31 protein-coding genes and 2 pseudogenes are annotated in these 23,032 nt (G+C 63.2%); 4 read left to right on the top strand and 29 right to left on the bottom strand.

Annotated elements, in window-relative coordinates; genetic code table 11:
- Both ABH922_RS15980 and ABH922_RS15985 read right to left on the bottom strand, forming a co-directional pair.
- Entirely contained in the window at positions 1-558 is a 558-nt protein-coding gene (locus ABH922_RS15980) for an NADPH-dependent FMN reductase (RefSeq protein WP_424807854.1), read from the bottom strand.
- Between the two features lie 22 nt (positions 559-580).
- Entirely contained in the window at positions 581-1,159 is a 579-nt protein-coding gene (locus tag ABH922_RS15985) for a TetR/AcrR family transcriptional regulator (RefSeq protein ID WP_424807855.1), read from the bottom strand.
- A gap of 58 nt (positions 1,160-1,217) precedes the next feature.
- Between ABH922_RS15985 and ABH922_RS15990 the strand changes: the two genes are divergently transcribed.
- On the top strand, positions 1,218-2,360 hold the full coding sequence (locus ABH922_RS15990) for an acyl-CoA dehydrogenase family protein (RefSeq protein WP_424807856.1): 1,143 nt from the start codon (positions 1,218-1,220) through the stop codon (positions 2,358-2,360).
- A 64-nt stretch (positions 2,361-2,424) separates the two neighbouring features.
- Here the strand turns inward: ABH922_RS15990 and truA are convergent, their stop codons facing one another.
- The 21 genes and pseudogenes from truA to rplN all read right to left on the bottom strand — a co-directional run bounded on the left by truA (position 2,425) and on the right by rplN (position 14,876).
- Complete coding sequence (truA, locus tag ABH922_RS15995; RefSeq protein ID WP_424807857.1) at positions 2,425-3,309, bottom strand: tRNA pseudouridine(38-40) synthase TruA; 885 nt, start codon at positions 3,307-3,309, stop codon at positions 2,425-2,427.
- A gap of 5 nt (positions 3,310-3,314) precedes the next feature.
- Positions 3,315-3,872, bottom strand: coding sequence for a 50S ribosomal protein L17 (gene rplQ / locus ABH922_RS16000; protein WP_424807858.1), 558 nt, complete (start codon positions 3,870-3,872; stop codon positions 3,315-3,317).
- Between the two features lie 29 nt (positions 3,873-3,901).
- Complete coding sequence (locus ABH922_RS16005; protein WP_424807859.1) at positions 3,902-4,963, bottom strand: DNA-directed RNA polymerase subunit alpha; 1,062 nt, start codon at positions 4,961-4,963, stop codon at positions 3,902-3,904.
- A 120-nt stretch (positions 4,964-5,083) separates the two neighbouring features.
- Positions 5,084-5,689: a 30S ribosomal protein S4 gene (gene rpsD / locus ABH922_RS16010; protein WP_003940769.1), complete on the bottom strand. Its 606-nt coding sequence runs from the start codon at positions 5,687-5,689 to the stop codon at positions 5,084-5,086.
- A 22-nt stretch (positions 5,690-5,711) separates the two neighbouring features.
- Positions 5,712-6,125, bottom strand: coding sequence for a 30S ribosomal protein S11 (rpsK, locus tag ABH922_RS16015; protein ID WP_003940683.1), 414 nt, complete (start codon positions 6,123-6,125; stop codon positions 5,712-5,714).
- Positions 6,125-6,499 (bottom strand): 30S ribosomal protein S13, encoded by a 375-nt coding sequence (gene rpsM / locus ABH922_RS16020; RefSeq protein WP_003940834.1) that lies wholly within the window; start codon positions 6,497-6,499, stop codon positions 6,125-6,127. Before rpsM ends, rpsK begins: the two co-directional genes overlap by 1 nt.
- A 254-nt stretch (positions 6,500-6,753) precedes the next feature.
- On the bottom strand, positions 6,754-6,867 hold the full coding sequence (gene rpmJ, locus ABH922_RS16025) for a 50S ribosomal protein L36 (RefSeq protein ID WP_003938068.1): 114 nt from the start codon (positions 6,865-6,867) through the stop codon (positions 6,754-6,756).
- Between the two features lie 90 nt (positions 6,868-6,957).
- Positions 6,958-7,179, bottom strand: coding sequence for a translation initiation factor IF-1 (infA, locus tag ABH922_RS16030; RefSeq protein ID WP_003418601.1), 222 nt, complete (start codon positions 7,177-7,179; stop codon positions 6,958-6,960).
- A gap of 319 nt (positions 7,180-7,498) precedes the next feature.
- Positions 7,499-8,293, bottom strand: a complete 795-nt coding sequence (map, locus tag ABH922_RS16035) for a type I methionyl aminopeptidase (protein ID WP_424807860.1) — start codon at positions 8,291-8,293, stop codon at positions 7,499-7,501.
- Positions 8,293-8,839 (bottom strand): annotated as a pseudogene (locus tag ABH922_RS16040) (adenylate kinase). Before ABH922_RS16040 ends, map begins: the two are co-directional and overlap by 1 nt.
- Entirely contained in the window at positions 8,836-10,155 is a 1,320-nt protein-coding gene (gene secY / locus ABH922_RS16045; RefSeq protein ID WP_424807861.1) for a preprotein translocase subunit SecY, read from the bottom strand. The pseudogene ABH922_RS16040 and the gene secY overlap by 4 nt, the downstream one beginning before the upstream one ends.
- A gap of 259 nt (positions 10,156-10,414) precedes the next feature.
- Positions 10,415-10,858 (bottom strand): 50S ribosomal protein L15, encoded by a 444-nt coding sequence (gene rplO / locus ABH922_RS16050; RefSeq protein WP_424807862.1) that lies wholly within the window; start codon positions 10,856-10,858, stop codon positions 10,415-10,417.
- A gap of 2 nt (positions 10,859-10,860) precedes the next feature.
- Positions 10,861-11,040, bottom strand: coding sequence for a 50S ribosomal protein L30 (rpmD, locus tag ABH922_RS16055; protein ID WP_005253859.1), 180 nt, complete (start codon positions 11,038-11,040; stop codon positions 10,861-10,863).
- Complete coding sequence (gene rpsE / locus ABH922_RS16060) at positions 11,040-11,711, bottom strand: 30S ribosomal protein S5 (protein ID WP_424807863.1); 672 nt, start codon at positions 11,709-11,711, stop codon at positions 11,040-11,042. The genes rpmD and rpsE overlap by 1 nt, the downstream gene beginning before the upstream one ends.
- A gap of 31 nt (positions 11,712-11,742) precedes the next feature.
- Positions 11,743-12,151: pseudogene (gene rplR, locus ABH922_RS16065) on the bottom strand (50S ribosomal protein L18).
- Between the two features lies 1 nt (position 12,152).
- The gene (gene rplF / locus ABH922_RS16070) at positions 12,153-12,692 is read right to left on the bottom strand and encodes a 50S ribosomal protein L6 (protein WP_424807864.1); all 540 of its coding nucleotides are present in this window, start codon (positions 12,690-12,692) and stop codon (positions 12,153-12,155) included.
- A gap of 14 nt (positions 12,693-12,706) precedes the next feature.
- Positions 12,707-13,105, bottom strand: a complete 399-nt coding sequence (gene rpsH, locus ABH922_RS16075) for a 30S ribosomal protein S8 (RefSeq protein ID WP_033231371.1) — start codon at positions 13,103-13,105, stop codon at positions 12,707-12,709.
- 327 nt (positions 13,106-13,432) lie between these two features.
- The gene (locus ABH922_RS16080; protein ID WP_005239644.1) at positions 13,433-13,618 is read right to left on the bottom strand and encodes a type Z 30S ribosomal protein S14; all 186 of its coding nucleotides are present in this window, start codon (positions 13,616-13,618) and stop codon (positions 13,433-13,435) included.
- 4 nt (positions 13,619-13,622) lie between these two features.
- Positions 13,623-14,189: a 50S ribosomal protein L5 gene (rplE, locus tag ABH922_RS16085; RefSeq protein ID WP_424807865.1), complete on the bottom strand. Its 567-nt coding sequence runs from the start codon at positions 14,187-14,189 to the stop codon at positions 13,623-13,625.
- A gap of 1 nt (position 14,190) precedes the next feature.
- Positions 14,191-14,508 carry a 50S ribosomal protein L24 gene (gene rplX / locus ABH922_RS16090; protein ID WP_424807866.1) on the bottom strand — a complete coding sequence of 106 codons (318 nt, stop codon included), beginning with the start codon at positions 14,506-14,508 and terminating at the stop codon, positions 14,191-14,193.
- A complete protein-coding gene (gene rplN / locus ABH922_RS16095) occupies positions 14,508-14,876 on the bottom strand; it encodes a 50S ribosomal protein L14 (RefSeq protein WP_424807867.1) in 369 nt (122 codons plus the stop codon). Before rplN ends, rplX begins: the two co-directional genes overlap by 1 nt.
- A 718-nt stretch (positions 14,877-15,594) precedes the next feature.
- On the opposite strand from rplN, the gene ABH922_RS16100 reads away from it, so the two are divergent.
- The 3 genes from ABH922_RS16100 to ABH922_RS16110 are packed head-to-tail and all read left to right on the top strand — an operon-like array spanning position 15,595 to position 20,527.
- Positions 15,595-16,719 (top strand): endonuclease domain-containing protein, encoded by a 1,125-nt coding sequence (locus tag ABH922_RS16100; protein ID WP_424807868.1) that lies wholly within the window; start codon positions 15,595-15,597, stop codon positions 16,717-16,719.
- A complete protein-coding gene (locus tag ABH922_RS16105) occupies positions 16,716-17,363 on the top strand; it encodes a hypothetical protein (protein ID WP_424807869.1) in 648 nt (215 codons plus the stop codon). The genes ABH922_RS16100 and ABH922_RS16105 overlap by 4 nt, the downstream gene beginning before the upstream one ends.
- Positions 17,360-20,527 (top strand): helicase HerA domain-containing protein, encoded by a 3,168-nt coding sequence (locus ABH922_RS16110; protein ID WP_424807870.1) that lies wholly within the window; start codon positions 17,360-17,362, stop codon positions 20,525-20,527. Before ABH922_RS16105 ends, ABH922_RS16110 begins: the two co-directional genes overlap by 4 nt.
- Before the next feature lie 78 nt (positions 20,528-20,605).
- On the opposite strand, the gene rpsQ is transcribed toward ABH922_RS16110, so the two are convergent.
- Genes rpsQ through rpsS form a run of 6 tightly spaced genes read right to left on the bottom strand, consistent with a single transcriptional unit; the run spans position 20,606 to position 23,028 of the window.
- On the bottom strand, positions 20,606-20,887 hold the full coding sequence (gene rpsQ / locus ABH922_RS16115; protein WP_094271913.1) for a 30S ribosomal protein S17: 282 nt from the start codon (positions 20,885-20,887) through the stop codon (positions 20,606-20,608).
- On the bottom strand, positions 20,884-21,120 hold the full coding sequence (rpmC, locus tag ABH922_RS16120) for a 50S ribosomal protein L29 (RefSeq protein ID WP_003940734.1): 237 nt from the start codon (positions 21,118-21,120) through the stop codon (positions 20,884-20,886). Before rpmC ends, rpsQ begins: the two co-directional genes overlap by 4 nt.
- Positions 21,120-21,536 carry a 50S ribosomal protein L16 gene (gene rplP, locus ABH922_RS16125; protein WP_003940899.1) on the bottom strand — a complete coding sequence of 139 codons (417 nt, stop codon included), beginning with the start codon at positions 21,534-21,536 and terminating at the stop codon, positions 21,120-21,122. The genes rpmC and rplP overlap by 1 nt, the downstream gene beginning before the upstream one ends.
- 3 nt (positions 21,537-21,539) lie before the next feature.
- Positions 21,540-22,346 carry a 30S ribosomal protein S3 gene (rpsC, locus tag ABH922_RS16130; protein WP_003941003.1) on the bottom strand — a complete coding sequence of 269 codons (807 nt, stop codon included), beginning with the start codon at positions 22,344-22,346 and terminating at the stop codon, positions 21,540-21,542.
- Entirely contained in the window at positions 22,346-22,750 is a 405-nt protein-coding gene (gene rplV, locus ABH922_RS16135) for a 50S ribosomal protein L22 (RefSeq protein WP_003940717.1), read from the bottom strand. The genes rpsC and rplV overlap by 1 nt, the downstream gene beginning before the upstream one ends.
- Complete coding sequence (gene rpsS / locus ABH922_RS16140; RefSeq protein WP_003940820.1) at positions 22,747-23,028, bottom strand: 30S ribosomal protein S19; 282 nt, start codon at positions 23,026-23,028, stop codon at positions 22,747-22,749. The genes rplV and rpsS overlap by 4 nt, the downstream gene beginning before the upstream one ends.
- Positions 23,029-23,032: the final 4 nt, after the last annotated feature.

Raw genomic sequence — 23,032 nt, forward strand, 5'->3', positions numbered from 1 at the left:
TCAACCTGGATATTCGGCGGTTTCACGGCTGTCACGCAATCCACGCCCCCACCAATCCAGTTGTTCGATCATCTTCGCGCAGGCATCGACGCTCACCGGGTCCACGACGGCGCGACCGTCGCGAAATCGCTTACGCGCCTGGTGGATACTAACGCTCTGCCGCACCGAGACCATATGCAGTTCGGCCACCACCTGTCGCAGCTGTTCGGTGGCGCGCAGACCTCCTGCGATGCCACCGTACGAGACGAATCCGATGGGCTTCGCGCGCCATTCGTACTTGGCCGAGTCGAATGCCGTTTTCAACGCGGCCGGGTAACCGTGGTTGTACTCCGGCGTCACCGCTACCAGAATGTCTGCTCGCCCGATACGCTCACGGAACTCCGCAGTTGCGGAAGTCACCGAGAAATCGACCGGCAATGCCGCATCAACGAGATCGAGCACCGTCACATTCCACCCGGCCTTGGCGACGGCCTGCTCCGCGAACCAGTCCGCGACAGCTCGCCCGATACGGCCGGCGCGTACCGAACCGACGATGATCTCGACGTTGACTTCGGTCATGTGCGCTAACGCTACTCGACCGTCAGACGGCGATGCCGGTGGTGATCAGCGCAGCAAGTTCACGATATGCCTGGGCGTCGTCAAGTCCCGTCGCTCGATACACCTCGCGCTGCTGTATCCGCACCATCGTCGCGGCGGCGGCATCGGCCACGAACGACGCGTGTACTTCCCGAAATGCCCCGGACTCCACACCGTGCACGATGAGTTCCCGTACCCGGTTCGCCGCGAACGCGGTGTTCGTCTCGTACACCTGACGGGCCGACGGCGACTGCGCCAGATCTTCCATGAACTGGTGCGACACCGCGGAAAGTTGGTCGCCGACCGCCTCCAGATATACGCCCACCCGACGACCCGGGTGTCGCTCGGCCTCGACTGCCCGCTCGACGGCATCGGTGGCGGACTTGAAGAAATGCACCGTGACAGCGCGAACCAGGTCGTCCTTGCCCGCCGCGACCGTGTAGAGGGTGCTCTTCGAACAATGCAAGCGCGCGGAGATCTCGTCGAGCGTCAGATGTGCGAAACCGTCGCCCCGAAAGAGGTCGCTCAACTGGTCGAACAGTTGAGCCCTACGTGCGGTCGCCGTGCGGTCCACTCTTGCCATACCGCGTACAGTACTGCAGTATCGCTTTCAGTACTATCCACATCACGAGGAGCTAACCGTGCCCGTCGAACGCCTCATGCCCAACCAAGAATCGCGTGACCTGATCGACCTCACTCGTGACGTCGCCGACAAAGTGCTCGCCCCCAAGGTCGACGAGTACGAGAAGGCAGAAAAGTTCCCCGAAGGCGTCTTCCCCGCGCTCGGCCAGGCCGGTCTCCTCAGCCTTCCCTACCCCGAAGAATTCGGTGGCGGCGATCAACCGTACGAGGTCTACCTCCAGGTACTCGAAGAGATCGCGGCCAGATGGGCCGCCGTGGCCGTGGCCGTCAGCGTTCACAGCCTCTCCTGCTTCCCGCTCTTCACCTACGGCACCGACGAGCAGAAAGCCAAGTGGCTACCGGACATGCTGGGCGGCAACACTATCGGCGCCTACAGCCTTTCCGAGGCCCAGGCCGGGTCCGATGCCGCCGCGCTGTCGTGTAAAGCCACAGCCGTCGAGGGCGGATTCCGGATCAACGGATCCAAAGCCTGGATCACCAACGGCGGAAGAGCCGATTTCTACAACCTCTTCGCCCGCACCAGCGACGACGGCTCACGCGGCGTCTCCTGTCTGCTCGTCGACAAGGACACCGAAGGTCTCAGCTTCGGCAAGCCGGAAGAGAAGATGGGACTGCGCGCCGTCCCGACCGCCTCCGCGAACTACGACGACGCCTTCGTCCCTGAGGAACGGCTCGTCGGCGCACGCGGACAGGGCCTACCCATCGCCTTCAGCGCACTCGACTCCGGACGGCTCGGCATCGCCGCGGTCGCCGTCGGTATCGCGCAGGGCGCCCTCGACGACGCCGTCGCATATGCCAAGGAGCGCAAGGCATTCGGTAAGCGAATCATCGATCATCAGGGACTCGGATTCGTTCTCGCCGACATGGCCGCGGCGGTCGACTCCGCACGCGCCACCTACCTCGACGCCGCCCGCCGCCGCGACGCCGGAGTTCCGTACTCGCGCAACGCTTCCGTGGCAAAGCTGGTGGCCACCGACGCTGCCATGAAGGTCACCACCGACGCCGTCCAGGTATTCGGTGGGTATGGCTACACCCAGGACTTCCCGGTCGAACGATACATGCGAGAAGCCAAGATCACACAGATCTTCGAGGGCACCAATCAGATTCAGCGTCTCGTGATCGCCCGCCAGCTCGCGGGATAGCTCGACGTACCCGAATGCCCTCTCACTCGCGACGAGTGTGAGGGCATTCGGGTACGTGACCGATTCAACCGCCGCAGCAACCACCCGATGACGGAAGCTCACGTGTGTCGCGGGTGACCGCGTTGCGCGCCGCCAACTCCGAGTACGGCGGATAGTCGACTCGCACCAACGACAAACCGTGCGCCGGTGCCACCAGGATCGAACTGGAACGAGAAGTCTCGGCCAAGAGGCCGGCTACCCAGTCCGCAGTGCGTCGACCCTCACCCACCGACAGAACAGCGCCCACCAAACTGCGAACCATGGACCAGCAGAACGCGTCCGCATTCACGAACGCCGTGAACACCGTGCCGTCCTGCGCCCAGTCGAACCGCTGTAGTTCGCGAACCGTCGTCGCCCCGTCTCGACGCTTGCAGAACGCCGCGAAATCGTGCAATCCGAGCAGTCTGGCCGACGCCACCTGCATCGCATCGAGATCCAGTGGTTTCGGGTACGACACCGTGTCTCGGGCACGCAACGGTTCCACGCCGAACATCGCGTTGGAGACGCGGTACTGGTAATAGCGTCGCATGGCGGAGAAACGCGCATCGAACTCCGGCGGGACGACTGACACAGCTTTGACCCGAACGTCCGTGGGCAGGAACCGGGCCAGCCGGCGTACCAACCTGGACGGATCGTCGGGCAGACTACCGGCCGGGACGTCGACGTGCGCAACCTGACCACTCGCATGGACACCGGCGTCGGTACGTCCGGCGACGGTCAGCGTAACCGGTTGCCGCAGCACCGTTCCCAACTTGTCCTCGATCTCCCCACACACCGTGCGCAGATCGGTCTGCCGAGCCCAGCCCGAAAAATCGGTGCCGTCGTAAGAGATGTCGAGCCGCAATCGAACGAGCCCGCCGTCCCCGAGGGGAGCGGCGGGCTCGTTCGATTCGACGTGTGCCGAAACCAAGGGAACTAGTCCTTCTTGGCCTCTTCGGCTTCGGGAGCGTCGGCCGCAGTAGCGGTCTCGTCCTCGATAGCCTCGACAACTGCGTCAGCGTTCTCGACCTCGGCATCGGTCGCGTCGGCTGCCACAGCCTCGACGACGTTCTCAGCGGCCGGAGCATCCTGCGATGCCTTGACGCGACGAGCGCGGTCGGCCTCGGAGGTGACGGTCTTTTCCTTGACGAGCTCGATGATCGCCATCGGAGCGTTGTCGCCCTTACGGGGAACCGTCTTGATGATACGGGTGTATCCACCGTCACGGTCCGCGTAGAACGGGCCGATCTCGGCGAACAGGGTGTGAACGACATCCTTGTTACGGATGACCTTCAGCACCTCACGACGGTGAGCCAGCGTGCCGGCCTTCGCGTGCGTGACGAGCTTCTCGGCGTAGGGGCGCAGCGCCTTGGCCTTGGACTCGGTGGTGGTGATGCGACCGTGCTCGAAGAGCGCGGTAGCCAGATTGGCGAAAATCGCCTTCTGGTGCGAAGCCGACCCGCCGAAGCGGGCACCCTTCTTGGGCTTGGGCATGATGATCTCCTAGTAAAGGACCTGAGCTGCTACAGCTGTTCGGTCTCGGCGTAGTCCTCGGTACCGTCGGCATCGCCGAAGGAACCGGCATCAGTGTCACTCCACGTTCCGGTGGCGGCGTCGTAGCCGGCAACGGTGGTGGGATCGAAGGATGCGGGGCTGTCCTTGAGGGACAGGCCGAGCGAATGCAGCTTGACCTTGACCTCGTCGATGGACTTCTGTCCGAAGTTGCGGATGTCGAGCAGATCGGACTCGGTACGGCCGACAAGCTCACCGACGGTGTGAACACCTTCGCGCTTGAGGCAGTTGTAGGAGCGAACCGTGAGGTCCAGATCCTCGATGGGGAGTCCGAAGGAAGCGATGTGATCGGCCTCGGCGGGCGAGGGTCCGATCTCGATGCCTTCTGCTTCGACGTTCAGCTCACGGGCCAGGCCGAAGAGCTCAACCAGGGTCTTGCCCGCCGAAGCGAGCGCGTCCCGTGCGGTGATGGAGTTCTTCGTTTCCACGTCGAGAACGAGCCGATCGAAGTCGGTGCGCTGTTCGACGCGTGTTGCCTCCACCTTGTAGGTGACCTTGAGCACCGGCGAGTAGATCGAGTCGACCGGGATGCGGCCGATCTCTGCGCCGGACGCCTTGTTCTGGACGGCAGGGACGTAGCCGCGACCGCGCTCGACGACGAGCTCGATCTCCAGCTTTCCCTTGTCGTTCAGGGTGGCGATGTGCAGATCAGGGTTGTTCACGGTGACGCCGGCCGGGGGCACGATGTCGCCTGCAGTCACAGCGCCGGGGCCCTGCTTGCGGACGTACATGGTGACCGGCTCGTCCTCTTCGGAGTTCACGACGAGGCCCTTGAGGTTCAAGATGATGTCGGTGACATCTTCCTTCACACCCGGGACGGTGGTGAATTCGTGGAGAACGCCGTCGATGCGGATGCTGGTGACAGCAGCGCCGGGGATCGACGAGAGCAGCGTGCGGCGCAGCGAATTGCCGAGCGTGTACCCGAAACCTGGCTCCAGGGGCTCGATGACGAACTTCGAGCGGTTATCAGCGATGACCTCTTCGGTCAATGTGGGTCGCTGAGAAATGAGCATTGGTATTTCCTCCTGTACGGACGTCCACTATTTGACGCCCACGATGGGAAAGGGCCTGCGGCCCTGTGCGCCTTTCCGGTAATCGGAACTACCGGAAAGGCGCACAGGGTGCGAGGCACCTTACTTCGAGTAGTACTCGACGATGAGCTGTTCCTGCAGAGCGATATCGATCTGCGCGCGCTCGGGAAGCTGGTGAACCAGGATCCGCAGACGCGAGCCGACCACCTGAAGCCAGCCGGGAACGGGGCGATCGCCGACGGTCTCGCGCGCAACCTGGAAGGGAAGCGTGGAGAGCGACTTCTCCTTGACATCGATGATGTCGTACTGCGATACGCGGTAGCTGGGGATGTCGACCTTCTTGTTGTTCACGAGAAGGTGACCGTGCGTGACCAGCTGACGTGCCTGACGGCGCGTGCGAGCAAGTCCGGCGCGGTACACGACGTTGTCGAGACGCGATTCGAGGATGCGGAGCAGGTTCTCGCCGGTCTTACCGGGGCGGTTGTTCGCCTCCTTGTAGTACAGACGGAACTGCTTCTCCATGACGCCGTAGGTGAAGCGGGCCTTCTGCTTCTCCTGCAGCTGGAGCAGGTACTCGCTCTCCTTGATACGCGCGCGGCCGTGCTGTCCGGGCGGGTACGGGCGACGCTCGAATGCCTGGTCGCCTCCAACGAGGTCGACGCGCAGACGACGCGACTTGCGGGTGATGGGTCCGGTATAACGTGCCATTTTTTTCTACCTATCCTTCCCGCTATACCCGACGCCGCTTGGGCGGACGGCAGCCGTTGTGCGGCTGGGGGGTTACATCGGAAATGGTGCCGACCTCGAGGCCAGCGGCCTGGAGGGAACGGATCGCGGTCTCGCGACCGGAGCCCGGTCCCTTGACGAAGACGTCGACCTTCTTGACACCGTGCTCCTGCGCCTTACGGGCAGCGCTCTCAGCAGCGAGCTGAGCGGCGAAGGGAGTCGACTTACGCGAACCCTTGAAGCCGACATGTCCCGAAGACGCCCAGGAAATGACATTTCCGGCGGGGTCGGTGATGGACACGATGGTGTTGTTGAAGGTGCTCTTGATGTGAGCGGCGCCGTGCGGGATGTTTTTCTTATCCCTGCGACGCGTCTTCTGGGTCTTCTTCGGACCGGTGCTACGTGACTTCGGGGGCATTACTTCGCCTTCTTCTTGCCGGCAATGGTGCGCTTCGGACCCTTACGGGTACGGGCGTTGGTCTTGGTGCGCTGACCACGCACGGGCAGACCACGACGGTGGCGCAGGCCCTGGTAGCAGCCGATCTCGATCTTGCGACGGATGTCGGCCTGGACCTCGCGGCGAAGGTCACCCTCAACCTTGAGCGACTCCTCGATGTACTCGCGGAGCTTTGCCAGGTCCTCGTCCGAGAGGTCCTTGCTCCGCAGATCCGGGCTGACGCCGGTGGCGTCGAGGATTTCCTTGGAGCGGGTACGGCCGATGCCGTAGATGTAAGTCAGTGCGATCTCCATGCGCTTTTCGCGAGGAAGATCGACACCAGAGAGACGTGCCATGGTGGCATTTCCTATCGGTGTGCGGAGGTCTGCTCCCAGCCCATCCCCTGTGCCTCTTGTCGAGTAACCATCGTCCGGTGGACGCCGTTGATCTCATCAACTAACTCAGTGGGGCCCCGGCCTCCGTGCCGGGGGTGAACCGCAGTCCGACCTTCGTCGATCGGTGAACGATCGCGTGGGGTCTCGTAAGACGACGGCTGGTACTGGAAGGTCTTCTTTTGCTTGTTGCCAAGCAGATCTTCGAAAAGCTAGATCTAGCCCTGACGCTGCTTGTGACGCAGGTTCTCGCAGATCACCATGACCCGACCGTTACGGCGGATCACTTTGCACTTCTCGCAGATCTTCTTGACGCTCGGCTGAACCTTCACGTCTGCTGATCTCCTGTTTTGTCGCAGCCCGCTGCGACGAACCACAGCGGACATACTTCTCCCTGACCCAGGTCAGGTCCGGGAAGTTCGTTACTTGTAGCGGTAAACGATGCGTCCGCGCGACAAGTCGTAGGGCGAGAGCTCCACGACAACGCGATCTTCCGGGAGGATGCGAATGTAGTGCTGACGCATCTTTCCGCTGATGTGGGCGAGGACCTTGTGGCCATTCTCGAGCTCAATGCGGAACATCGCATTGGGCAGCGGCTCGACTACTCGTCCTTCGACCTCGATGGCCCCGTCTTTCTTAGCCATATCCTCCGCGATCCGTTTGGTTTGGCATGCTTCGTGCATCGGCTTCCGTTACATTGGCACGCAATGGAAAGATCGTCGGCACTTCGTAGGCATGTTCCCGAAGACTTCCCGGGCACGGACACACGAACCATCGACGCGCATAGCGCACCGCCTAGCCATGCTACGCGAAGTCGACGACCAGGCCAAATGCGCCCCTGCCCGAACCTGCGATCGGACCCGCGAGACACAGAGGTCCCGGCCACGAATTTCGTGGCCGGGACTCCCTCGTCAATCAGAACACTCTCGCCGACAACAACTTTCGGCGACAGTCGATCACGGGTTACGGACGTGGCGTCAGGATTCGCGGGCCGTCTTCGGTGACTGCCACCGTGTGTTCCCAGTGCGCGGCGCGAGTGCCGTCGGTGGTCACCACGGTCCAGTCGTCCTCGAGGACGACCGTGTCGGGGGTACCGAGCGTGAGCATCGGCTCGATGGCCAAGCACGAACCCACGACCAACTCCGGCCCCTTACCGGGAGCGCCTTCGTTGGCGAGAAACGGATCCATGTGCATTTCACGACCGATACCGTGCCCGCCGTAGCCGTCCACGATCCCGTAGGAACGGCCGTGCAGCTTTTCCGCGGCCCGGGTTCCGAGTTCGATCGCGTGTGAGACGTCGGTGAGCCGGTTGCCGGCGATCATCGCCGCGATACCGGCTTCCATCGACAGCCTTGTCGCTTCGCTGAGCTGATCGTCGGCCTCGCTGAGCTGACCGATCCCGAACGTCCAGGCCGAATCGCCGTGCCATCCGTCGAGAATGGCGCCGCAGTCGATCGAGACGAGATCACCCTCGGCCAGGACGTCCTGCGCCGAAGGAATTCCGTGCACGACTCGATCATTGACCGACGAGCAGATCGACCCGGTGAAGCCGTGGTATCCGAGAAACGACGGCACTGCGCCGGCGTCGCGGATCACAGCTTCCGCCACCGCGTTCAGCTCCAGGGTGCTCACCCCGGGCTTTGCCGCTTCCCGCACCGCTACCAGCGCAGAACCCACAATTGCACCCGCCGCAGCCATCGCGTCGAGTTCACCAGCCGAACGGAAAGGGACAACCTTGCGCTTACGCCCGAAAACCATTATTTGCCCAGTGCTGCCAGAGCGCGAGAGTTCACTTCTTCGACTTCACCGATGGCGTCGACGGAGACGATGCTGCCCTGGTAGTAGTCGAACAACGGAGACGTCTCGTCGCGGTACACCCGGAGACGGTTGCGGATGACGTCCTCGGTGTCGTCTGCACGCCCCACGCGCAAGCATGCGCTCGACGACGATGTCCTCGTCGACGACGAAGGAAAGCACTCCGTCGAGCTTGACGTCGAGCTCGTCGAGAATCCCTTCGAGAGCCTTCGCCTGCTCCACCGAGCGGGGGAAGCCGTCCAACAGAAAGCCGTTGGCTGCATCGGGTTCGGAAACCCGGGCCTTCACCATGTCGTTGGTGATCGAGCTGGGAACGAGTTCACCGGCGTCGATGTACTTCTTCGCTTCCACTCCGAGAGCGGTGGCCTGGCCGATGTTCGCGCGGAAGAGATCACCCGTGGAGATGTGGGGAACACCGAACTTCTCGGACAGGATCGCGGCCTGGGTGCCTTTGCCGGCACCGGGAGGACCAAGGAGGACAAGTCTCACTTGAGGAACCCTTCGTAGTTTCGCTGCATGAGCTGACTCTCGATCTGCTTCACGGTGTCGAGGCCGACGCTGACCATGATCAGCACTGCGGTGCCACCGAACGGCAGATTCTGTGCGCCGCCGCCGTTTCCGATATCGAGGAACAGGTTGGGCAGAACAGCAATGGTGCCGAGGTAGATCGCACCAGGAAGGGTGATGCGACTCAGCACGTAGTTGAGGTAATCCGCAGTGGGTTGACCGGGGCGGATACCGGGGATGAAGCCACCGAACTTCTTCATCTCGTCCGCACGCTCTTCAGGGTTGAAGGTGATGGCGACGTAGAAGTAGGTGAAGAAGACGATCAGGCCGAAGTAGATCAGGATGTAGACCGGGTTGGCGGGGTTGACCAGGTACGTGTTGATCAGGCGCTGCCACCAACTCGGATCGACCGCAGTGCTGGCCGAGGTCAGCTGCGCGATGAGGTTGGGGAGATAGAGCAACGAGGACGCGAAGATCACCGGGATGACACCCGCCTGGTTGACCTTTAGCGGCAGGTACGTGGACGAGCCGCCGTACATCTTGCGCCCCACCATGCGTTTGGCGTACTGCACCGGAATGCGGCGTTGACCCTGCTCGACGAACACGACGCCGGCGATGATCAGGAAAGCTGCGACGCAGACGAGCGCAAAGACCAGTCCCCCACGGCTGTCGAGAATCGACTTGCCTTCGGTCGGAATACGCGAGGCGATACCGGCGAAGATGAGCAGCGACATACCGTTACCGACGCCGCGTTCGGTGATGACCTCACCGAACCACATCACCACTGCGGCACCGGCGGTCATGACGAGCACGAGGATGACTAGCCCGAAGATGGACTTGTCGGCGATGATGTCGTCGCAGCCCTGCAAGAGTTGGCCACGCGCGGCCAACGCCACGATGCCGGTGGACTGCAGCACAGCCAGAGCGATCGACAGGTAACGCGTGTACTGCGTCATCTTGGCCTGGCCGGACTGGCCTTCCTTGCGAAGTTCCTCGAACTTCGGGATGACGACGGTCAACAACTGCACGATGATGCTCGCGGTGATGTACGGCATGATGCCGATCGCGAATACCGACAGCTGCAGCAACGCGCCGCCGGAGAACAGGTTGATCAACGAGTAGATACCCGCGGAATCGCCCGAGTTGGCGATGTCGATGCACGCGCGGACGCGGGAATAGTCGACACCGGGAGATGGCAGAAGAGCGCCGACCCGATAGAGGGCCACCAAACCGAGGGTGAAGAGGATCTTCCGCCTCAGGTCAGGGGTCCTGAGGGCCGAGACGAAGGCGGAAAGCAAAGATCCTCCTGGCACGACGGTAGGGAGACAGATCGTTTGACCTGTCGAACTGTTGAACTCTAACAGTGAGCATTTGAGAAGTAAGAGGGCAGACCACGAAAACCGGGTCACCCCGAAACAGGTTTACCACTGCGGCCCAGACTACGGGACCGCGCCTGGTACATCGAAAGTCGCCGAGCACCGAAGGGTGTGGAGACAGTGATGGCCGCAACGCAACAAACGCTGCGCTGCGGCCATCTGCCTAGCTACGTGGGAGAACTCACAGCTCGGTGGTCGTCCCACCGGCAGCAGCGATCTTCTCCTTGGCCGAACCGGTGAACTTGTCGACGGTCACCTGAACGGCAACAGTCAGTTCGCCGTCGCCGAGAACCTTGACGAGCTGGTTCTTGCGCACAGCGCCCTTGGCAACGAGATCCTCGACCGTGATCGCTCCACCTTCGGGGAACAGACGGGCGATGTCGCCGACGTTGACGACCTGGTACTCGGTGCGGAACGGGTTCGTGAAGCCCTTGAGCTTGGGCAGACGCATCTGGAGAGGCATCTGTCCACCCTCGAAGCCCACGCGCACGGTGTTACGTGCCTTGGTGCCCTTGGTACCGCGACCTGCGGTCTTGCCGCGCTTGCCGCCTTCACCACGACCAACACGAATCTTGTTGGACTTGGCTCCGGGTGCGGGGCGCAGGTGGTGCAGTTTGATGGTCATGGTTAGACCTCCTCAACTGTGACGAGGTGGCGCACCACATTGATCAGACCACGGTTCTGTGCGTTGTCCTCACGGACCACGGTCTGACGAATGCCTTTGAGACCGAGCGTGCGCAGAGAATTCCTCTGGTTCTGCTTGGTTCCGATGGTGCTCTTGATCTGAGTGACCTTGAGTTCTGCCATTACTTCACACTCCCAGCTGCCTGTGCGCGAGCGCGCAGCATGCCGGCGGGTGCAACCTCTTCGAGGGTGAGGCCGCGGCGAGCCGCAACTTCCTCGGGACGCTGCAGACCCTTGAGCGCAGCAACGGTCGCATGCACGACGTTGATGGCGTTGTCGCTACCGAGCGACTTCGACAGGATGTCGGCGATGCCGGCGCATTCCAGCACGGCACGCACCGCGCCACCGGCGATGACGCCGGTACCCGGGGTTGCCGGACGCAGCATGACGATGCCTGCTGCGGCCTCACCCTGGACGGGGTGCGTGATGGTGTTGCCGATCATCGGGACCCGGAAGAAGCTCTTGCGAGCCTCCTCGACGCCCTTCTGGATGGCCGCGGGAACTTCCTTGGCCTTTCCGTAGCCGACGCCGACCAGTCCGTTGCCGTCTCCGACGATCACGAGAGCGGTGAAGCTGAAGCGACGACCACCCTTGACGACCTTGGAGACGCGGTTGATCGTGACAACGCGCTCGATGAACTGTGACTTCTCCGCAGCGTTTCCGCCACGTCCACCGTCGCGGCGGTCACGGCCGCCACCACGGTTGTCCCCACGAGCGTTGCTGTTGTCACCGCTGTTGGGGCCATTCTGTCCGGCGGGTCCGCTGCCGCCGTCACGCCTTTGACGTCCCGGCATCAGGCTGTCCTTCCGTTGAAAATGATGGTCATCAGAACTTCAACCCGCCTTCGCGAGCTGCGTCTGCCAAAGCCGCGATGCGACCGTGGTAGCCGTGTCCACCGTGGTCGAAGACCACAGCTTCCACTCCGGCAGCCTTCGCGCGCTCGGCGATCAGCTGACCGACCTTCGCGCTCGCAGCCTTCTTGTCGCCTTCGGCAACGCGCACGTCCGCCTCGATGGTCGACGCGGCGGCCAAGGTGCGGGCCGGCCAGGTCGTCCACGAGCTGGACGTGGATGTGGCGAGAGGACCGGTTGACAACCAAGCGGGGACGCTCGGGGGTGCCGGACACCTTCTTGCGAAGACGGAAGTGACGACGCGTCTTCGACAGACGACGCTTGGTGGACGCATCCTTGCCCAGCGGAACCCGCTTGGCTTTCTGGTTTGCAGTCTGGCTCATATCACTTACCCGTCTTTCCGACCTTGCGGCGGATCTGCTCACCCTCGTACCGCACGCCCTTGCCCTTGTACGGGTCGGGACGACGGAGACGACGGATGTTGGCCGAGATCTGCCCGACCTTCTGCTTGTCGATGCCGGACACCGAGAACCGGGTGGGCGACTCGACGACGAAGGTGATGCCTTCGGGAGCCTCGATCGGGACCGGATGGCTGTAGCCGAGCGAGAACTCGAGGTCCTGGCCCTTCAGTGCCACACGGTAACCGACACCGTGGATCTCCATCTTCTTGGTGTAACCCTCGGTGACACCGGTGATGATGTTCGCGACCAGGGTCCGCGACAGACCGTGGAGCGCGCGGCTGCGACGCTCGTCGTCAGGGCGAGTGATGCTCAGCGAGCCGTCCTCTGCCTTGGCGATGGCGATGGGCTCGGAGATGGTCAACGCGAGGGTGCCCTTGGGACCCTTGACGGTGACATCCTGGCCGGCGATGGTGACGTCGACGCCCGCGGGGACGTTGACCGGAATCTTTCCAATACGCGACATTGTGGTGGCCTCCCTTACCAGACGTAGGCGAGGACTTCCCCGCCTACTCCTTGATTGGCCGCCTGGCGATCGGTGAGTAGACCGGACGACGTGGAGATGATCGCCACGCCGAGGCCTCCGAGGACCTTGGGCAGGTTGGTGGACTTCGCGTAAACCCGGAGGCCGGGCTTGGAAACGCGACGAACGCCGGCGAGGCTACGCTCGCGGCTGGGGCCGTACTTCAGATCGACGACGAGGGTCTTGCCGACCTCTGCGTCCTCGGTACGGAAGTCGGAGATGTAGCCCTCACGCTTGAGGATCTCGGCGATGTTCGCCTTGATCTTCGAGTGGGGAAGCTTCACCTCATCGTGGTACGCCGTGTTGGCGTTGCGCAGACGCGTCAAGAAGTCTGCGATGGGGTCGGTCATGGTCATAGTGCGACCTCGACACCTTTCTCGCTGTGGTTCCCATGCACCACCGGACGAATCCGATCGTGGGCCTCCAGCAATTCGGCTGGGCCGTCCGACTTGTGTCAGGCGGCGTACGTTACCGAGGCGATCGCAGACATGCGGCAGCCACGGCAACCGCTCTAGTGTAGGGAACATCGACTTGCATGTCCACATCATTGTGTTGCGGACCACGACACGTGCGCGGTGTCACCATCGGTGAGGCCTCGTGGTGCGAAAACGACAAAACGGGCGTGGGTTCCTCGCGGAACCCACGCCCGTCAGCGTGGTGTGTCGAAGCCGGAGGGCCTCAGATCACCAAGAGCTCTTGTGAACTCCGGGAAGCTCGCCGGCGTGAGCCATCTCGCGAACGCAGATACGGCACAGGCCGAACTTGCGGAACACCGAGTGGGGGCGACCGCACCGCTGGCAGCGGGTGTAGGCGCGAACCGCGAACTTGGGCTTCTTGTTGGCCTTGTTGACCAATGCCTTCTTAGCCATGCGCTCAGTTCTCCTTGAACGGGAAGCCGAGGTGCTTGAGCAGTGCACGGCCTTCTTCGTTGTTGGTTGCGGTGGTCACTACGGTGATGTCCATGCCGCGGGGGCGATCGATCTTGTCCACGTCGATCTCGTGGAACATCGACTGCTCGTTGAGGCCGAACGTGTAGTTGCCGTTGCCGTCGAACTGGTTTCCCGACAGGCCGCGGAAGTCGCGGATACGGGGAAGCGCGACGGACACGAGACGGTCCAGGAACTCCCACATGCGGTCGCCACGGAGGGTGACGCGTGCACCGATCGGCATGCCTTCGCGAAGCTTGAACTGCGCGATGGACTTACGTGCCTTACGGATCTCGGGCTTCTGGCCCGTGATCAGCGAGAGGTCGTGGACAGCGCCGTTGATGAGCTTGGCGTCACGGGCAGCGTCGCCGACGCCCATGTTGACGACAACCTTCACGACACCGGGGATCTGCATGACGTTTGCGTAGGCGAACTCGCTGTTGAGCGCGTCCTTGATCTCAGCGCGGTAGCGTGCCTTGAGGCGCGGCTGGACCTTGTTTTCGGTGGAGGTCATGTCAGATGTCCTTCCCGTTCTTCCGGGAAATCCGAACGCGCTTGCCGGACTCTTCGTCGGTGCGGTAGCCCACGCGAGTGGGGTTTCCGTCCGAGTCGACCACTGCGACGTTGGAAACGTGGATCGGGGCTTCCTGCGTGACGATGCCGCCGGAGGATGCTCCGCGCTCGTTCGCGGAAACCGCGGTGTGCTTCTTGATTCGGTTCACGCCTTCGACGAGGACCTTGTCGGTTGCGGGGAAGGCCTGAATGACCTTGCCCTTCGCGCCCTTGTCCTTACCGGCGATGACCAGAACGGTGTCACCCTTGTGCACCTTCATCACAGCACCTCCGGGGCGAGCGAGACGATCTTCATGAACTTCTTCTCACGCAGCTCGCGACCGACGGGTCCGAAGATGCGAGTTCCACGGGGATCGCTGTCAGCCTTGATGAGCACTGCTGCGTTCTCGTCGAACTTGATGTAGGAACCGTCCGGACGACGGCGCTCCTTGGTCGTGCGGACGATGACGGCCTTGACGACCTCACCCTTCTTGATGTTGCCGCCCGGGATGGCGTCCTTGACGGTGGCGACGATGACGTCACCGATCCCGGCGTAGCGACGTGACGAACCACCGAGAACGCGGATGCAGAGAATCTCCTTGGCACCCGTGTTGTCGGCGACGCGAAGTCGCGACTCCTGCTGAATCACTTGATCTCCCTAGACCTGGAATTTCGTGCGCAACGGATTACCGACCCGGTGCGCGCGGTCAATGCCGCCTGCGTGGTGTCCGAGCTGGATCGGTTACCCGATCCACTGCAAATACCGAAGTCGAGCTGCGCACGTGAAGACACACCTCTGCCACAGGCAACCGTTCAATTGTAGGGATTCGTCCCCCGATAACCAAATCCGGGCCGGTACGTCAGGGCCGCGTCCGCTTTTCGTCACCCCCGACGTCATCTCGGCGGCGACGCATCCACCGCGCTCCGACATGAAGGATCGAACCGTTCGGACTGCCGATTCGAAGGCACGTACAGGAGCGATCCGATGGGGTGCGTCCGAGACCGAGGCAGCGGAACTGCCCGGCGCCGAACCGGCACCGGATGCGGACTGGACGTGCACCCATGCGGTGACGATGAGAACGCCACCGGAAGCCCTGTGGCCGTGGCTCGTTCAGATCGGACACGGTCGTGCCGGCTTCGGCGTCGAATCGAGATCTCCCTCGAACTCACGTACTACTGCCGCGACCTTCCACCCGCGCAATTCTGCCCGGCCCGACGATTCCGATCAGTGCGGTGCGGTCGATCTGCTGCCGGAAGCACTCCTGCGAACCGGCTTGCCGGCGCTCAGACGGCACGTCAGGACGGACCGCCACCGACTGTGTCGGGCGGGTTTGGAATGATGGTCCGACTAGGTCAGGGGGGCGAGTATGCGTTGGTCCGCACTGCCGTCGACGGGAGTCGCCGCAGTCCGCGGCGCACCATTCGACGTGCTGCAGATCGGGTCGGACCCACTGCCCGAGAGTGATCTGGCGATTGTCAGCTACCGAATCGCCGACGTGAGCACGGCGGCCGAGGTAGTCGACGACATCCTGCTTCAGTTCGAATCGGCGGCGCAGGCGCTTTTCCCCGCCTGGCTCCCCGGCGGGGAAGTCCTCGACACCACCAGCCGCCTCGATGTGTTGACAGCGCGCACGCTCGCGCGGCAACTGGCAGCGACATCCGAACACTTCGGGCCGTTCGTCGAACGGCTGGCAGAGTCGTCGGTGACGGGCCGACGCTTCGACCGCGCCGGTTTCTCGCGCGAGACCCGCGCGATCGGACTCGCCCGAGTGATCTCCCAGTCGTACGAGCGCAGCCGTCTCGCCTTGCTGCTTGCCGCCCCGGATCTTCTTCCCGCCGATCGCCGACGCGCCCTGTCGTGGGCATGCGAGTGGCTGAACTTGCACGGCGGTGTGGTGGTGTGGTTGACCGGGTCACCAGTCCCGGACGTCGAACATTTTCCCGTCGTGACGGTACCGTGGGAGCCACTCGAGATTCCCGCCGACTTCCATTCCGTCGCGGTGCCGGAGTCCGTCGGCGCACCCTGTGATCGAGGCCTTACGTTTCCGCCCGTCGCCGGACGGCCTCATCCCGGCAGCGCGGCTGAACTGGCGTTCGAAGCTGCCATGGCCACGACCCGATGGGCAGTCGGCCGACAATGGAACCCCACTTACCAACCGAACCCGCTGCATCCGCCGATCCGTGTCGACCTGCTGTGGGCCGACGAGAAATGCGTAGTCGAGCTCGACGGTGACGACCACCGATCCGCTTACAAGTACGCCGCAGATCGATTGCGGGACAATGCCCTTCACCTCGACGGATACACGGTTCTGCGTTTCACCAATCAACAGGTGGCCGACGATCTCGACGCAGTTCTACGAACTGTGGAGACGTTCCTGTCTCGGCGCCGCACTCGCTTCGGTGGTGGTGTCCGGATCGAACCTCGTCCACTGCCCGCCCGATTTTCGCCCGAACGATCAGCGCCCACGCAATCCGAAAGGACATCGATGTGACCGACTCCGACCTGACCCCTAACGAGGCGTTGGTCCTCTTGGTCCTGATGGCCGAATCCCGGGAGGTCTCGAACCCCGAGCTCAAAGCCCTCGGTCCCGAACTTCGAGTGGCGGGCCGCAACAAACTCAATTCCCTGGGCCTGATCGAGAGCAATGTCGACGTACGTCCGTTCACGCACACCCTCACCGATCGTGGGTGGGCCACTGCGGCCGACCTGATCGGAAGCGCCGCACCTGCCGGTTCGTTCAGTCCGGCCAAGGCGCTCTTCACCGTCCTCGCCGGGCTTCGCCGTCATTTCGACCGAAACGACCTACGCGCGTCCGAAGTCTTCTTGCCGGAATCGTCGGACCCGGCCTCGTCGATCCCGTCCGATGCGGGCACGGACGTGGAAGCACTGATCACCCACGCTTACGCGGATCTGGCCTCCTCCCCCGGAGCCTGGGTACGACTGGCCAGGCTCCGGCCGGCGCTGCCGGATCTGTCCCGCGATGATTTCGATCGTGCGCTCATCGCTCTTCAGCGTCGGTCCGGAGTCAGTCTGATTCCGGAAGAAAACCAGAAGACCATCACCGCCGAAGATCGCGAGGCCGCCGTGTTCCTGGGCAACCAGAACAACCACCTGTTCTCCATCGAGGCGAGATGACACCCGAGGAACGGGCAGCGCTCGAATCGATACGACTGAGCTGGGCTCCCACCCCGGAGGACGTCTGGCTCCCCCAGAGCGATCTTCACGTCCAGGGGCTGCACGAGCATGCGATGGCAGACGTTCTGGCGGCCTTCCAGGACGGCGCACGTGGCGGCGACGCCAGTCCGCTCGGAGTGGTCGTCCACGGTCCGGCCGGTTCGGGAAAGACGCATCTGCTCGGACAGGTTCGCGAGCGGGTGCAACGCGACGGCGGCTACTTCTTCCTGATCCGCCTGCTCGATGCCGAGGACTTCTGGCGTTCGGTTCTGGTGGGAATGCTCGAGGATCTCGGCAGACCGGCCATCTCACACCCGACCCAACTCGACTGGCTGCTCAACCGGCTCGCCGACGAAGCCGGCGTCGACGACACGGTCCGGCGTTCGGTTCTGGGCCTCGACACGCTCACGTCGGCGTCCTTGGAAACCTTCGTCGCCGCGCTCTACCGTGCACACCCGCGACACCGTCGCTCCTCGCAGCACACTCTTCGCGCGTTGGTGTTGCTGTCGTCGGCCGAACCTGCGTTCCAGGACACCGGTGACGCGTACCTGCAGTCCATCGACAGTGTGGATCCCGCGGAGTTCTCCACGTGGGGAATCCGGGTGGCAAAACTCGGCCATCAGGGCATCGCCGAGAACATCTCGCGTCTGCTGGCGATCACCGGACCGACGGTGCTCGCGGTGGACCAGATCGACACGCTGGTCGCGCAATCTCGCCAGGGCAGCGATCTTGCCGACGACGGCGAGGAGGATCTTCTGGTCGAGAAGATCGCGCACGGCCTCATGGCACTGCGTGAAACCATGTGCCGCACCGCCTCCGTGGTCTCCTGCCTCTCTGCCGCATGGGAATTGATCGCTACCCGCGCGACCGCATCCGTGCAGGACCGATTCCGCCGAAGTGCGACATTGGAACGCATTCCGTCTTCGGACATCGGGCGGTCGTTGCTGGCGAGACGATTCGCCGCCGGTTACCACGACCTCGGCTTCGTACCCGACTACCCCACGTGGCCGATCACGGAGTCCGCATTCACCCAGGCGCCGAATTACACGCCGCGCCAACTACTCGTCATGGCGGACAAGCACATTCGCTCGTGCTTGAGCTCCGACCGGGTTGTCGAACTGCGCACGTTCGACGAGACTTCCGCCGCTGGAGCGCCGAGCGGTGGAGCCGCACCGGTAGCCGGCACCACTTCTCCGGAAAACGGTTTCGCAGAATTCGACCGACGTTTCGCGGAATTGACCGCAGCATCCACCGATTCGGTTCTCGATCCGGATCTCGAGGACTCGGTGCTACCTGCCCTTCTCGCGGACGGACTCACTGCGTGGATTCACGAGTGTCAACTCGGCGACGACGCCCTTACCCTCGACGCACAGCCCGGCGCGAAGCCTGCACTACATGCGCGTATGAAACATCTACCGGCCTCCGATGCCGAAGAGCACTTCTCGTACCGGTCCATCTCGGCAACCAATGCTGTCGCGGTCCTCAACCGCATCCAGAAGGCAAGTGCCGCCGCGGGCCTGGACAAGAATGTCGAGAACCGTCGTTTGTTCTTGATCCGCAATCATGCCTGGCCCACCGGCGCGAAGACGGCGACGGTATTGCAGGCCTTCGAGGACGCCGGCGGCCGGACGGTCCGCTTGTCGTCGACGGACGAAGCCACTCTGCACGCCGTCCAAGCCCTGTTACGGGAGGGTGCCCCCGGCCTGGAGTCCTGGCTGCTCGCCCGCAGGCCGGCGCACGGAATCACGCTCTTTCGGGACACACTCGTCGGCCTGGATCGAGAAGCCGAGAACGTGTCCTCGTCCCCCGCCCCAGCTTCGGACGGTCTCACGGCATCGCCGGGCCCGGTGACACCCGTGGATCCGGAATCACCTCCGGTACCGCACTCCGTTCCGGTCGGCATCGTCGTCGGTTCCGGTCGCCAGGTGTCGGTTCAACTCGAGGCGTTGCGCAAACACACGGCGATCTTCGCCGGTTCGGGTTCAGGCAAGACCGTACTAATCCGTCGATTGGTCGAAGAGTGCGCTCTGCAGGGTGTGTCGTCGATCATCATCGACCCCAACAACGACCTGACTCGGCTCGGGACGGCGTGGCCTGCGGGCTCGCGGCCGTGGGACCCTGGTGACCAGGTCAAAGCTGCCGAGTACCTCGAGCACACCGAGGTACTCGTCTGGACGCCGAGGCGAGCGGGCGGTCGGCCACTGAGTCTGCAAGCGCTACCGGACTTCGCGAGCGTTGTCGACGACCCGGACGAACTCGATGCTGCGGTCGACTCCGCCGTCGCGGCATTGGCGCCGCGGGCGGGTGCGGCTGGTTCCGGTACCCGACCGCAGCATCTACGCGCCGTTCTCACCCAGACCGTCGGCGACTTCGCACGACGCTCGCAGGGTTCGCTCGCAGACTTGATCGACATGCTCGAAAATCTGCCGGACGGGACCAGCGACATGCGCAATGCGTCGGCGCTCGCCGCAGACCTGGCCGAGAATCTGAAGGCGTCGACGGCCAACGATCCGCTGTTCGGTGGCGCCGGCTCCCCCATGGATCCCGGCCTGCTCCTGACGCCGACTCCGGGCAAGCGTGCTCGTGTATCGGTGGTCAACCTCTCCGGGCTATCGTCCGACGAGCAGCGGCACGGGTTCGTGAATCAGCTGCAGATGGCGCTGTTCGCCTGGATCAAGAAGAACCCTGCAGGTGATCGTCCGCTGGGAGGACTGTTCGTGATGGACGAGGCGCAGAACTTCGCCCCGTCCGGTAAGACGGTGACATCGACCGAAAGCACTCTGGCGCTGGCTTCGCAGGCACGAAAGTACGGGTTGGGTTTGGTGTTCGCGACGCAGGCACCCAAAGGGCTGCACAACCGAATTCCCGGGAACGCGGCGACGCAATTCTACGGTTTACTCAACAGTCCCGCCCAGATCGAGTCCGCCAAGGAGATGGCGCGGGTCAAGGGCGGTCGGGTCGACGACATCGGGCGCTTGCCGACCGGGCAGTTCTACGCGGCAATCGAAGGCTCGGGATTCCAGAAGACCCAGACACCACTGTGCTTGACCTATCACCCCAAGAGTCCGCCCACCGAGGAAGAGGTTCTCGCTCTCGCTCGTGACGGACTTGCCCTCGGCCGATAGCCGCACAAACGGCAGAACGGCCCGCCTCGAATGAGGCGGGCCGTTCTGCTGTATCGGGTTTCGAGATCTCGATCAGGCTTACTTGGCCTTTTCGAGAACCTCCACCAGACGCCAGTGCTTCGTCGCGGACAGCGGACGGGTTTCCATCAGCTGAACGCGGTCACCGACGCCGGCAACGCCGTTCTCGTCGTGTGCCTTCACCTTGCTCGTACGGCGGATGATCTTGCCGTAGAGCTTGTGCTTGACGCGGTCTTCGAGCTCGACCACGATCGTCTTTTCCATCTTGTCGGACACCACGTATCCGACCCGGACCTTACGGCTCGCGCGCTCTTCTGTGCTCACTGCTTTTTCCTCACTCATGCCGCGTCACCTGCATCCGGACCCACAGCGAGTCCGAGCTCACGCTCACGCAGGACGGTGTAGATGCGCGCGATCTCGTGACGAACGGTGCGCAGTCGTCGGTTGTTGTCCATCTGGCCGGTAGCCATCTGGAAACGAAGGTTGAAAAGCTCTTCCTTCGACTCACGGAGCCGGGTGACCAGCTCGTCTTCACTGAGCTCGCGGAGCTCTGCTGCTGGGGTTCCAGTAGCCATCAGAACTGCTCCTCTCTGGTCACGATCCGGCACTTGCACGGGAGCTTGTGCATCGCGCGGCGCAGGGCCTCGCGAGCGATCTCCTCGTTGGGGTAAGTCATCTCGAACAGAACGCGTCCGGGCTTGACGTTGGCAATCCACCACTCCGGCGAACCCTTACCGGAACCCATGCGGGTTTCGGCCGGCTTCTTCGTGAGGGGGCGATCCGGGAAGATGTTGATCCAGATCTTGCCGCCACGCTTGATGTGCCGGGTCATGGCGATACGAGCGGACTCGATCTGCCGGTTGGTGATGTAGGCAGGCTCGAGAGCCTGGATGCCGTAGTCACCGAAGGTCACCTGGGTACCGCCCTTGGCGGCACCCGAACGGCTCGGGTGGTGCTGCTTGCGGTGCTTGACCCGCCGTGGGATCAACATGCGTCAGCCCTCCTGATTCTGTTCAGTAGCGGGAGCATCGGCGGTTGCGGTCGCTGCGCGGCCGGCCTCGGTGCTGGTCGCAGTGGTGCCGGTGGCTCCGGAACGACGCGGACGGCTCGGACGCTCACGACGCGGGCGATCCCCGGCCGGTGCGGCCGTGTTGGCGGCGAGCTCACGCTTGCCACCGACGATGTCGCCCTTGTAGATCCAGACCTTGACGCCGATGCGACCGAAGGTGGTCTTGGCCTCGTAGAGGCCGTAGTCGATGTCCGCGCGAAGCGTGTGCAGCGGCACACGGCCTTCGCGGTAGAACTCCGAACGGGACATCTCGGCGCCGCCGAGACGACCGGAGCACTGCACGCGGATTCCCTTGACGTTGGGCTGACGCATGGCCGACTGGATGGCCTTGCGCATTGCGCGACGGAAGGCAACGCGGTTGCTGAGCTGCTCGGCCACACCCTGTGCGACGAGCTGTGCTTCTGCTTCGGCGTTCTTGACCTCGAGGATGTTCAGCTGAACCTGCTTGCCGGTCAGCTTCTCGAGCTCGGAACGGATGCGATCGGCTTCGGCGCCGCGGCGGCCGATGACGATGCCCGGTCGTGCCGTGTGGATGTCCACGCGAACACGGTCACGGGTGCGCTCGATCTCGACCTTCGCGATGCCCGCGCGCTCCATGCCGGTGGCGAGGAGCTTACGGATCGCGACGTCTTCCTTGACGTACTCCGCGTACTGCTTGTCTGCGTACCAGCGAGACTTCCAGTCGGTGGTGATGCCGAGACGGAAGCCGTGCGGGTTGATTTTCTGGCCCACTACTGAGCACTTCCCTTCCGGCGATTACGGGTCGATGTTCCGGTCTTCGGCAGGCTCTCCACGATCACGGTGATGTGGCTGGTGCGCTTGCGAATACGGAACGCACGTCCCTGTGCACGCGGCTGGAACCGCTTGAGGGTCGCGCCCTCGTCCACGAACGCCGTAGCGACGACAAGCGTGCTCGGGTCGAGGTCGAGGTTGTTCTCGGCGTTGGCTGCTGCGGAGGCGATCACCTTGGCGACCGGCTCGCTCGCTGCCTGCGGCGCGAACTTCAGGATGTTCAGGGCGTCTTCAACCGAGCGCCCGCGGACCAGGTCCACAACTCGACGTGCCTTCATGGGCGTGACGCGAACGTGCTTCGCTACGGCCTTGGCAGTCGGGTTGGCGGTTTCGGTGTTGCTCATCGCCTCTTCGCCTTCCGATCATCCTTGATGTGACCCTTGAACGTGCGGGTCGGTGCAAACTCGCCGAGCTTGTGTCCGACCATCGAGTCGGAGACGAACACGGGGACGTGCTTACGGCCGTCGTGCACTGCAAACGTGTGGCCGATGAAGTCCGGGATGATGGTCGAACGACGGGACCAGGTCTTGATGACCTGCTTGGTTCCCTTTTCGTTCTGTACATCCACCTTCGCGAGGAGGTGGTCATCGACGAACGGGCCCTTCTTAAGGCTGCGTGGCATCCTT

Source organism: Rhodococcus sp. 27YEA15 (assembly GCF_049739425.1).
GTDB lineage: Bacteria > Actinomycetota > Actinomycetes > Mycobacteriales > Mycobacteriaceae > Rhodococcus_F.